The organism is Saprospira grandis str. Lewin (genome assembly GCF_000250635.1).
GTDB classification, from domain to species: Bacteria; Bacteroidota; Bacteroidia; order Chitinophagales; family Saprospiraceae; genus Saprospira; species Saprospira grandis.
In genome coordinates, this window is sequence record NC_016940.1 from 3826288 (window position 1) to 3838704 (window position 12417).

Annotated in this window: 4 protein-coding genes and 1 CRISPR repeat array (1 of these 5 only partly in view); all 4 genes read right to left on the minus strand. The window is 47.9% G+C overall.

Features of this window, described 5'->3' with window-relative positions; genetic code table 11:
• Window positions 1-2436: direct repeats of the CRISPR family, unit length 36 nt; unit sequence GTTTCAATGCTGCTTCGCCTGCAAAGGGTTTAGTAT (it extends 5820 nt beyond the left edge of the window).
• Between the two features lie 269 nt (window positions 2437-2705).
• The 4 genes from SGRA_RS16885 to SGRA_RS16905 all read right to left on the minus strand — a co-directional run bounded on the left by SGRA_RS16885 (window position 2706) and on the right by SGRA_RS16905 (window position 12298).
• Window positions 2706-3104, minus strand: a complete 399-nt coding sequence (locus tag SGRA_RS16885) for a DUF7793 family protein (RefSeq protein ID WP_015694015.1) — start codon at window positions 3102-3104, stop codon at window positions 2706-2708.
• A gap of 529 nt (window positions 3105-3633) precedes the next feature.
• Window positions 3634-6936: a T9SS type A sorting domain-containing protein gene (locus tag SGRA_RS16895; RefSeq protein WP_148268380.1), complete on the minus strand. Its 3303-nt coding sequence runs from the start codon at window positions 6934-6936 to the stop codon at window positions 3634-3636.
• A gap of 1667 nt (window positions 6937-8603) precedes the next feature.
• On the minus strand, window positions 8604-9023 hold the full coding sequence (locus tag SGRA_RS16900; protein WP_015694019.1) for a nucleoside-diphosphate kinase: 420 nt from the start codon (window positions 9021-9023) through the stop codon (window positions 8604-8606).
• Between the two features lie 89 nt (window positions 9024-9112).
• A complete protein-coding gene (locus SGRA_RS16905) occupies window positions 9113-12298 on the minus strand; it encodes a CHAT domain-containing protein (RefSeq protein WP_015694020.1) in 3186 nt (1061 codons plus the stop codon).
• Window positions 12299-12417: the final 119 nt, after the last annotated feature.

Below are 12417 nucleotides of genomic sequence, written 5' to 3' on the forward strand. Positions count from 1 at the left end.
TTCAATGCTGCTTCGCCTGCAAAGGGTTTAGTATAATACCTTAAAATTTAAGTATATCTATGAAAGTGGTTTCAATGCTGCTTCGCCTGCAAAGGGTTTAGTATTTAAAGCTGTCTAAGGCAGCTGAAAAAGGGTTGAAGTTTCAATGCTGCTTCGCCTGCAAAGGGTTTAGTATTTGTTACCCGGCCTCCAAACAAGGTCAGCACCAGGTTTCAATGCTGCTTCGCCTGCAAAGGGTTTAGTATTTAGGCTTAATGTAGTCAAAAAACTCCTTTTCTGTGTTTCAATGCTGCTTCGCCTGCAAAGGGTTTAGTATTTAACGTAGTTTTCTAGAATGTTTAAAGATTCTACAGTTTCAATGCTGCTTCGCCTGCAAAGGGTTTAGTATAGCATTGGACCGAACCGTAAAAGTACGAGGAAAGTTTCAATGCTGCTTCGCCTGCAAAGGGTTTAGTATTTGCTATTGACCTTTTTGAGGGGGGCAAATTGCTGTTTCAATGCTGCTTCGCCTGCAAAGGGTTTAGTATCTAAGGTCCGCTGTATAGTTGGAGTTTATATAGGGTTTCAATGCTGCTTCGCCTGCAAAGGGTTTAGTATCTGTAACTCTTCCATCATCAGGATTAGTTATTCAGTTTCAATGCTGCTTCGCCTGCAAAGGGTTTAGTATGTAAGGAACGGGCACTAAAGCTTCGATCGTTGAGCGTTTCAATGCTGCTTCGCCTGCAAAGGGTTTAGTATCAAGCACCACCGAGAGAATCGTTTTAGAGGAAGATGTTTCAATGCTGCTTCGCCTGCAAAGGGTTTAGTATTTGAGAGGTTATTCGTACTCTCTCAAGACATCTTGTTTCAATGCTGCTTCGCCTGCAAAGGGTTTAGTATTTAAAACATTCTAAGGCCGATTAAAGCCTTTAATGTTTCAATGCTGCTTCGCCTGCAAAGGGTTTAGTATAAGCAGCATCAGGTTTTCATGTAGGTTGCGATGATTGTTTCAATGCTGCTTCGCCTGCAAAGGGTTTAGTATGGGACCATTCCAGCATGAGTGCGCCCACCGATACAGTTTCAATGCTGCTTCGCCTGCAAAGGGTTTAGTATTAAACCTCGAAGAAACATTGAGCATGTTATTTTTGTTTCAATGCTGCTTCGCCTGCAAAGGGTTTAGTATTCTTAAAAATATAATTTATGATGAAACTTCAGTGTTTCAATGCTGCTTCGCCTGCAAAGGGTTTAGTATAAAGAAGAAATTATCTATGTTGAAAAAAATAAGAAGTTTCAATGCTGCTTCGCCTGCAAAGGGTTTAGTATAAATTTAAAGAAAATTCTCCTGATTGTATATATAGTTTCAATGCTGCTTCGCCTGCAAAGGGTTTAGTATCCCCCGCAAAACAGAGCGAAGCGACGGCGAAGCCGAAGTTTCAATGCTGCTTCGCCTGCAAAGGGTTTAGTATAGATGCTACATCTGACATAATTGATATGGTAATAGTTTCAATGCTGCTTCGCCTGCAAAGGGTTTAGTATAAAAAAGGCTTTCAAAAAAGACTAAAAAAAGGGGTTTCAATGCTGCTTCGCCTGCAAAGGGTTTAGTATTTTTTCTGGAAGATTGATAATATCTCCAAATACAACGTTTCAATGCTGCTTCGCCTGCAAAGGGTTTAGTATGTATTGATAGTGGGTTTAACTTTAAAAACTAAAAAGTTTCAATGCTGCTTCGCCTGCAAAGGGTTTAGTATTCATTATCGATTTTGTAATCAAAAAGACCTTGAGGTTTCAATGCTGCTTCGCCTGCAAAGGGTTTAGTATACCCAGCAGAATGAGGAGACCTTTTATTTTATACTAGTTTCAATGCTGCTTCGCCTGCAAAGGGTTTAGTATTTACACAGCTACAATGTATTCTCTTCAGTTTATGCAGTTTCAATGCTGCTTCGCCTGCAAAGGGTTTAGTATGATAATTGCGGAATCTTTTATAAGGCCGATACAGAAGTTTCAATGCTGCTTCGCCTGCAAAGGGTTTAGTATAAATCCCTTCTCAGTTCACAAAAGAACAATGGAATGTTTCAATGCTGCTTCGCCTGCAAAGGGTTTAGTATACGATCAAACAATTGCGTTTCAGTTGTGGTCTCGTGTTTCAATGCTGCTTCGCCTGCAAAGGGTTTAGTATTTATTAAACTTCTTTTTAGAGAGGTATTTAATTGGTTTCAATGCTGCTTCGCCTGCAAAGGGTTTAGTATAGAAACAGGGGTAAGTAATCAAAAAGTCTATGCTTGTTTCAATGCTGCTTCGCCTGCAAAGGGTTTAGTATGTTTTCAAGGGGCATGTTTGGTACCCTGAACGAGTTTCAATGCTGCTTCGCCTGCAAAGGGTTTAGTATATAACCCTCTTAACGACAGTGGAAAAGGAGAAATCGTTTCAATGCTGCTTCGCCTGCAAAGGGTTTAGTATAGTAAAACTATCATATAATTTAAAAAGTCATAAGAACGCCACAACCTATATTAGAGTCATGTAACTCAAAAATATACCGCAAATCCTTTTGCTGCCCTTTTTTCATTTTAAGAAAGTTTTAAGATTCGTAAAAGCTAAGACCAAAACCAATATATGCTAGCCCAAAACTCCCGAACTACAGCCCAATATAGCCATTTCCCCCCAAAACAACAAACAAAAAAAAGAGCGAAATAGCCCCTACGCTATTCCACTCTCTTTCGCTAACTAGGCTAATGCCCGTTCTTTTTCTTGATCTCTAATAACCAATCTATCGCCTCTTGCTCATTGGTAAATAACCGAATCGGATGCGAGATTTTGTTCAAACTTAACATGAAGTTCCCCAGTATTTTAGAAGCCCCATTGTTAATCAATCCAGCCCCCGCAGCAATGTTCAATCGCGGGTCTTTTTCGCCAGATACTCGCCTAGCTTCCTTAGATTGCCCCCTCAATCCACGCATGTCCGCCAAAAAATATAATGGTTGACTCCCCCGAATCTGATAGGCGGCCTCTATCCACTCCAAAGAGTCCTCGGCCTCTAAATAAGCTCCCTGACCCACTCGCTGGACCAAAATCTCCGTCTGCTCATCCATATAAAGCAAACTCTTCTTTAATTGTATTTCTGTTCTCATAGTTTTTCCCAAAAGGGCTGTTTTGTAGTTTTGCCATTAAAGTAACAAAATAAGAAAGCTAGCCCAAAAAGCTGTAAGTATAAGTGTAGGTATTATACCTATCCGCACCCTAAACTAATGATCATAAGCTATTTAAGATGTCTGTTTTTTTATTGTCTCTACATCTTTTTTGGGGCTGCCCCAGCCTTCGGCTGGGTCGGGCCATTGCGCAGCTCGCTGCTCGCTCGGCCCTGCAGCGGCTGCGCCGCTTTGGTCTGCCGCCTGCGGCGGCCCTGCTACAGCCCCTCAGCCTGCTATCTGCAGACAAATCTACCGCAAATAGGGGAGCAGTTTAACATGATTCCCCCTAAATTTAAACGGCCAAAGCATCCCCCCAAGCCCCCCAACCCCCGATGAGCGGCCCAGCGCTGCGGAGGGGTGGCCGAAGGCCAGACCAAAGCCGCCAAAGGCGGCTGCAGGGCCGAACAGACCTGTGAGCCCCGCAGCATAGCGGCGGCCAGGCAAGGCGAAGCCTGCCGGCCGCGGGCCCCTAGGCCTTAATAAACTCAATCTCCCGCTTCTTCCTGTTGTTGTACCTGATTTCTAAAATATAAGCCCCAGCCTCCAAATCCGAAACATCCTCCAATATCAATAATTCATTAGAACTCAAACCCGCCTTTAACTCCAGTTTTACCCTCCGCTGCTGATCGTAAATCCGTATCCTGGCCGATTTCATCTTCTTGCCCAAACGACCAAAGCGCAAGTTCAATTCTTTTTGCACCGGATTAGGGTAAATGGCCAACTGCCCACCCTCTTTGCTCTTCCATCCCCGCACAAATACTACCTCCGAATAGGCCTCCTGCCCATGGTTAGACAATTGCCGAAACCGATAGTAGCTGTTCCCATCAAAAGCATTGACATCCGTAAACCGATAGTTGGTGGGCGCCTCGCTGTTGCCAAAACCCGGAATAAATCCCACCGCATGAAAGTCTTCACTGCCCGCCAAACGACGCTCCACCAAAAATCCCTTGTTCTCGGTCTCTCTAGGGGTGGTCCAACGCAACTCTACTTCCCTGATGTTTTTGCGCTTGGCCCGAAAAGCCACTAACTCCAGCTTCTGAAAGGCAAAGTTGAGGTATTTGAGCAGCAAGGCCGTAGATACCAAGCCTTTGTTCTCAAAAATCCGCTCGCCCTTGCTCGGATCAGCATCAAAACGAGACTCAAAAGAAGCCCCCAAGTAAATGCTGCTTTTGTTGCTGACCACCAGGGCTTTGGTCCGGTCGTTCCCACTGCCATCCAAGGCTTTGGCCCAACTCAAGCGCGCATCCTTGGCCGATACTTCCATCAAAAAGATATCTGATTTTAAGAGGTTGCTGGTCTTCAAAATGAGGCTATCCGAAACAGGCATTTCCCCCTGAAAATAACCCGTCAACAAAATTTGCTGACTGTCTACGGCCGCCATAGCCGTAATCCTCGTTTTCTGATCACTGCCCCAAGGCTTGACCCAGCGAAAATCTCCCGCCTTGCTGTAATGGACCAAAAAGGCATTGCGACTCCCCTTAGCACTATAGGTTCTTGGACCAAATGCGGCCGTCCCCTCAAAACTTCCGCCCAAATAAACCCCTAACTTAGGCAAATATAGGAGCTCACCCAGGCGCTCGTCCGAACGGCCGCCCAATAGCCGCGCCCATCGAAAATCGCCCCCCCGATCTAAAGCCAAAATGGCCAAGTCTTGCTCGCCAGCAGCCCGCAAAAGCTGGTTCTGCCGATGCCCCAACTTAAGCTGCTCCGAAAAGGATAAGCCCAAATAAATCTGTCCCTGCTCATCTAAGGCCAAACGCCCCCGATTCGGCGCCACACAATCAAAGGTTTTAAACCAGCCCAAGCGGCCAGAATCTACCGATAGCGATAAGAGCAAAAAACCCGATTTATCCAGTAAGGTCTGCCCCTCATACACTAAACGATCGCCCCGATGACTCAGCAAAACTAATAGCTCTCCATTGGGCTGCTGCTTGATAGCCAGCAAATCCACCTCCCCCAAACTTTTCCATTCTTTGGCCCAAAGGAGCTCACCCAAACTATCCAGCTTGAGCAAAAAGGCGTCTTGCTTGCCCTCCGCCTGCCAACAAAGACTGTCCGATAAACAGAAGTCGGCCCCATAACTTCCTCCCAAAAAACTTTCTGCCGCCTCGCTCTGATATAAGGCCTCGGCCTTGTCGGCCCCCAGGCCCCCAAATTGCCGAAACCAACGCAAACGCCCCAAAGAGTCGTACTGACTAATCAGGATGTCGCCCCAACGCCCCTTGCTCTTGAGCAAACTATCGGAATTGATGGAGAGGGCCCCTTCAAAATAAACCGCTGTCAGAATTTCTCCCGAAGCCCTAGGATAAAGGGCCTCTATTCTCGATAAAGAGGCATCGTAGCGATAACCCATGGCAAAGGCAAAGTCATAGGCCAAACTCTCGGCCTGATAATGGGCCACAAATAAGGTCTGTATGGCATTACTGTTCAATAAGGCCTGCTTGGGCGAAGGGTCAAAATCTGCCGCCCCCTCAAAACTACCCGTCAAAAAGACTTGCCCCTCTAAATTGAGCTTCATGGCCTGCACTTCCTCATACAAGGGGCCCCCAAAGGCTTGCATCCGCTTAAAGTCCCCCTCAAAACTGTATTGGGCAATAAAGAGGTCCGACTGCTCGCCCTGCGCCCGAATTTCTTGCTGGCCCTCCAAAATCTGCCCCGAAAAACGCCCAGCTATCCCCAAGAGCTTTCGCCCCACAATTTCTATACATTGCCCCCGATCATCTCCTGCTCCACCAAAACGCTTGATCCAATTCAACTGCCCCTTTCTGTGAAATTGGGCCAGAAAAATATCCGATTCGCCCCGACTCTTTAGCCCCTCTAGCTCTCCCCGAAAACTACCCGTCATAAAGGCTTCCCCCACCGAGTTGACTACAATGTCACTCAGCTCCATTCCCTCCGTGGCCGCTAGGGTTTCTTTCCAAATTAAATCGCCCAAAGGAGAGTACTTGAGCAAAAGGGCAGCCCCGCTCTCTGGCGCCTGCAAACTGTCCAGACTAAAGTCGTCATAGATAAAACTCCCCTTGGCCGTCCCCGCCAAATAAAGCTCCCCCAAACTGCTCAAGGAGAGAGCCGTACTCAAATCTGCCCCCTTACTCCCCAAGGTCCGCAACCAACGCCAATCCGAAAAGCCCTCAATCTGCCCCACAAAAATATCCGAGCCTCCAAAGGCCGGCCGCTTCTTCCCCAAAGCACTAAATTCTTCCCGATATTCTCCCGTAATATAAATGCTGTGGTTGTAGGCCTTGATGTCTAATCCCTGATCACTACCTTTGCCCCCAAAAGAAACCGCCTCCAAGGCCTCGCCCTCCTCCGAAATGCGCAGAATAAAGACGTCCTCTGCCCCCTCACTCAATAAATAGTCTTGCTCCGACCAATATAAGCTGTCCGAAAAATAACCGGTCACCAAGAGCTCCCCCTGCGCATTCAAATCAATGGCCTGAGCCGCATCATTGCCATAACTGCCCAAGGGCAATACCCACTGAAAATCCCCCCGACGGTTGTATTTGGCCACAAATAAATCGTTCTTCCCCTTGGCCTTCCGCAAAGCCTGACTATCTATCGCTGGATTGAAATCAATGCTGCCATTAAAATAACCCAGCAGATAAAGCTCCCCAGCAGGACCCAAATAAAGATCCAAGCCCTCTGCCTGCCCCCCATACTGCGTCTGACTAGATAACATTTGCCCCCAAGCAAAACTCGGCCGCTCCTGGGCCAACAACAATAGGGGAGAGAGCAGAAAAAGAAACGGAAGAAGTAGCGAAGAATAGGGCATGAAAGTTCTTGATATAGCGACCAAATAGAATAACTGCCCGCAAAGATAAACAAGTTGACCCAATTTGTAGGCCTTCCGCTTTTTCCCGAGCCGCATTTAAAACGGATTTGATACTGCTTTATTTTTTGGGGCCTCCGCCTCCCTTCGGTCGTCGGCGCTACGCTTCAGGGCTCGCAGGTCTGCTCGGCCCTGCGTCGCCTTCGGCTCCTTGGTCTGGCCTGACGGCCACCCCGCCGCATCGCTAGGCCGTTTGGCCTGACGGCCATAATAGCTGCAGCTTAAAAGCCGCAGCCAGATTAGGGGCCAATAAGCTAGCTCTTTATCGCCCCATGGCCTGCAGCTTAAAAGCCGCAGGAGCTGAAAACCGAATGCCTTCGCCCATCTCCAATGAAGCAGGGGCTTTTAAGCTCCTGCGGCGAGAAAGATGATGGCCCAAGAGACTGGCTGCGGCCTTTAGGCTGCAGAAACAGGGATTTTAGGACCAACTGTTAGTGAATTGTTAAAAATAGAAATAATGTAACAAAATCAAAAAGGGGGAAAGTTCGGTATTTTACCGAACTAGTTCACCTCCAGACCGAAGCAGTTCACCTCCAGACCGAAGCAGTTCACCTCCAGACCGAACTAGTTCACCTCCAGACCAAACTAGTTCAGCTCCAGACCAAACTAGTTCACCTCCAGACCAAACTAGTTCAGCTCCAGACCAAACTAGTTCAGCTCCAGACCAAACTAGTTCACCTCCAGACCAAACTAGTTTACCTCCAGACCAAACTAGTTCAGCTCCAGACCGAAGCAGTTCACGGGACTGTTCAGGATTTTGTGTATCCAGATAGGCAACAAAAAGGGGACTGTTCAGGATTTTGGGGACTGTTCAGGATTTTGTGTATTAGAATAAAATTTGGGTCTTTAGCTGGTTGGAATTTGGCCAATAGTCGCCTAGGGACAAGCCCCTAGGCTAATCCAATGGAGTCAGCCCTAAAGGGCCTCAACTGCCGATATACAAGGTCTTGCTAAATGATTATAGCAAAGAAGAATCTTATCCAAAGGCCCTCTTTAGAGGGCTGTCTGAAAAAGCTAGCCTAGGGGCTTGTCCCTAGGCAGCAAAAAGGAGAAACACAAAATTTTAAACAGTCTCCAATAGCAAACAAGGGCTTCAGCCCGCTAGTTTGCATAGACTCGCAACCATGGGCTTCAGCCCATGGCCCTAAACAGCTTCCTGATCCTACAGGGCCGAAGGCCCGTCGGCAAAGGCCAAATGAAAGCCCTGCCCCTTCTATCCTTTGTTTTAATTTATTGCTATTCAGCGTTATTTTTCTCAGCCATAGCTAGGGCTATGCCTTTAAAAAATGCCTTGACTAGCCTGAAATTTTTATCAAAGGATGGCCGAGAAGTTAATTTCATGAGGGTTTCAACCCTCATTTATAGATTTTTGCGAAGCAATACCATTCTTGCTGTAGGTTTCAACCTACAGTTAAAAGGGCCGAAGGCCCGTCGGCCTAGGGGCCTGAAAGGGTGGCCGCAGGCCAGACCGAGCGGGCGCAGCCCGCAAAGGGCCGAGCAGACCTGCGAGCCCTGCAAGGGCCCGGCCGCCGAAGGCGGCAGGCCCCAAAACAAAAAAAGCCAAGTCCTCTAAAAAGAGAACTTGGCTTAGTGCAAAAGCGGAAAATCGCTTAGAACTGCTCTAGTCCAGCAAAGTGGAAATCGCCTTCAATTTGGGCGTTTTCGTCAGAGTCAGAACCGTGAATAGCATTTTCTCCGATGCTAGTAGCATACTTAGCGCGGATAGTACCTTCTGCGGCCTCTGCAGGGTTGGTGCTACCGATAAGCGTACGGAAGTCGGCTACGGCATTGTCTTTTTCCAAAATGGCGGCCACGATAGGACCAGAAGTCATAAACTCAACGAGTTCGCCAAAGAAGGGACGCTCCTTGTGTACAGCATAAAAACGCTCAGCAGCAGCAGTGCTCAATTGAGTCATTTTTAGGGCCACAATACGGAAACCTGCTTCATTGATTTGGGCCAAGATGGCGCCAGTGTGCCCAGCTTTTACAGCATCGGGCTTGATCATGGTCAGCGTTTTATTAGTTGCCATTAGTTTGTTTTTTATTATTGTAGTAAAAGGTATTCTGCTTAATTGGGCGCAATAATATAAAAAGCCCTTGGCATATCCAAATACTGCCTTTAATTTCCTGATTGTGGCCGAAAATAACGAGCCAAAAGGCCCAAAAGCAGGATAATCAGGGCAGTGAGCAGCAAATAGAGTTTCCAGTTGCCGGCCCGACTAAGCTTGATCGGGCGGTCATCGCCCAGCTCAATAAAGGAGGCCCAAAAGAAGGGGTGGCTACTGATATCGCCAGCCGCATCTAGGTAATTGAGTTTGGCTTGTCGCAGGGCTTCCGATTTGCTTTTTCCTGCGCTCAGTCCCTCATAAAAGTCTTGCATCAAGATGGCCGTAGCTTGGTCGTTAATGGGCCAAAGGGTCATGACTAGGGCGGGCACGCCGGCATACATAAAGCCTCGGCCCAGACTGACCACCCCTTCGCCTCTTTCATATTTGCCAAAGCCCGTTTCGCAGGCAGAAAGGACCACCAAGTTGGCCTTAATCTTTAGTAAGTTGAGCTCATAGGCATGTAAGAGGTCATCTTCTAGGCTATCGTGGCGGTGGCTAAAGACCAAATTAGAGTATTCGGGTCGCTCTTCATCTACCCAGCCGTGCATGGCCAAATGAATCAGGGCATATTCTTCTTTGCTAATTTGCTTTTTAAATTCGGTTTCATTGGCTTGTTGGCCATACAAAAAGAGCCCCTTAAACGCCTTACTGAGCTGCTGAATCTCGGCCTTGGCCCCAGGCAGATCATCTACCGAGCTGCGAATATGATGCTGTCGGCTATCGGTTCCCGAGGCATGGGCTGCGGCATCATAGGCATAGGAGGGGGCCATGCCCAGCACTCGGCCCGACTTAATTTTGGGCCTTTCATATAAGAGCAAGGCGGCCGAATAATGATAATGCACATTATAGCGCTTGAGCAAATAGGGCAGGGTCTTAAAACTAGGCTGACGGACTTCTTCTGGGGCGGGGGCTTCAGAGAGCAGGACCTCAAAGGGAATATAATTGAGGAGGCCATCGGGGACCAAGAGAATTTTATCGATGCCCTCAGCTTTTAGGGCGGGAGCTACAAACTGCTGGTAGAGGTCCCAGCCCTCGGCAATGAGCAGCTGCTTGAGGGCCAAGGTTTTTTGTTCCTCCTTGAGCCAGCTGCTATTGGTCAGTGCTAGGCGAAAGTTGCGCATTTTGCGGTTAAAATCTTCGCCTTTGGGCAAATAAAAGAGCTCTCCAGACTTGGGGCTAAGGGCCAGTAGGTAAAAACCATCTTGGGCCGAAAAATACTCTAAAAAGCGTTCGCCGGTATCGAGTTTTTTCTGCAGTTGTTCTAGGCTAGGAGTTTTATCCTCATACTTAAGGCGGAAATAATCGTAGTAATTGGCCTCTAGGGTATCTTGTAGGCGTTGACTTTCTCTTTTTAGGGCCAGCAGCTCTTTGTCTAGGGCATCCATTTGGGCCGCATTATTGGCCAATTGGGCCTCAAAATACTGCTTGCGTTTTTTGGCCAATTCTCGGCTGAGGCGGCGCTCCTCTTTGAGGAGCTTTTTGGGTAGGCCCCCAAAGGCGCGGGCATTTTCGGTTTGTAGGGCCTCTAAGAGCAGTAGGGCCTTGCTGCGTTCCACCAACTGAAAGGCCTCTAAGAGATAGTCTGTTTTGGGTTGCTTTTGGTAGCGTTTATAGACAATGGCCAGGGCCTGCTCATAGATAGGAATCAGGCGTTGGAGCAAAAAGAGGCGAGAGCCTTCCGACTTAAAGCTATTTCGGAGTTCATAGGCGAGGCTAGCGGCCTTTAGGGCGAGGCGGTAGGCCATTTCTTCTTGGCCGGCTTGGTCGTAGAGTTTAATTTGGACCTCCATGACTTCTAGCAGCAGTTCTCGGTCCGAAACGGCAGAGAGTTCTTCGGTAGCGGCTAGGCCCGCCTTCATTTGCAGGGCTTCTGTGGCCTGTTCTAGGGCCATAAGCGCCTGGCCGATTTCGGTTTTGGGTTGTTGGGCAAAGAGCAGGGCACGTTCTAGGTAAATGCGGGCCAAATCGGGATGTTTGCCCGAGCTATAGGTCTTTTGGCCTTCTTCTAGGGCTTTATCGAGTTTGTTTTTGGCTTGTTCCCAATCTTTTTGCAGGCGAAAAAAGCGGCCATAGAGCAAAAAGGTAGATTCGGTTTTGAAGCGCAGGCGTTTTTGCCAATTTTCGGTTTGGGCCAAAAGGGCAAAAGCCTCTTTTTTCTTTCCGATTTCCCAGGCCACCTCGGCCCAGCCCAAATTGAGTTGGATACGGGCTTGGATAGCGGCATTGGCGGCCTGTTCTTTGGGCGACATTCTATTGAGGGCATCTTCGGCCTTCTTAAAGTTATTATAGGCTCGGCTATAGGCGGCCTTTTTACGAGTGAGTTCGGCCAGGTTGGTGTAGGTATTGGCAATGCGGAAAAGGTCGCCTAATTGGCTAGATAGGTTAAGTGCATTGCGGCAATAGTCCTCGGCCTTGTCCACATCGCCAATTTCGATATAGAGCAGGCCAATATTATTATAATAAGAAGCCACCTCGATAGAATCTTGTCTAGACTGCATAGCTTCCTTGACAATTTCTAGGGTAGTTTTGGTTCGGTCTAGGGCCGATTCATAATCTCCAGTTCGGTAATAGAGGGCGCCATAGAGCTGTAAGATTTTGCGCAAAGAAGGCAAATCATTATTGAGCTGTTCTTGGGTAATGGTAAAGGCATCATCTAAGTAGCGTTCCATCAGTCTATAATCCTGCATATAGAGGCTAGTTTCGGCTAGGGCTCTAGAGGCTTGGGCATAATCTTTCCAGGACTGGGCAAACTTATAGGTAAATCGAGACTGCAGGAAATAGAGTTTGGCGGTATCTAGGGCGCCTTGGCCCATATAAAAGCGGCCAAAGAGATAGGCGATATGGCCTTGCCAGGGGTCATTTTCGGGTAATTGTTGGAGGGCGGTAGTTTGGGCCAGGCGGAGCTCATTTTTCATGGCCTGCATTTGGCCGGCTCTTTTGTGCATAATGGCCTTATTATAGGAAATGCGGGTCCAGTTTTCCCAGCAGCCGGCTTGGGCCAATAGTTTTTTGGCCTTCTCCATTTGGTCAAAGGCTTGGCCGGCTTGGCCTTGGCCCATGGCTTTTTTTGCGGCTTCAAAGGCGGCAAAGGCTTGGCTACTATCCTGTTGGGGGCAGCTTTGGGCGGAGAGATGGGGAGCGGCAAAAAGGCAAAAAAGTCCAAGAAGGACGCTATAATATATAGTAGAAGGCTTCAAATCTGAAGGTAGTTTTTCTAGGCGTGTAAATGGGTCGAAAAATAGGGCTAATTTAAGAGAAAAAGCAAGGGCCTGCTTTTTTTTCGACCAAGGGAGGGGCGGAGTTGGTTGCTAGGGGC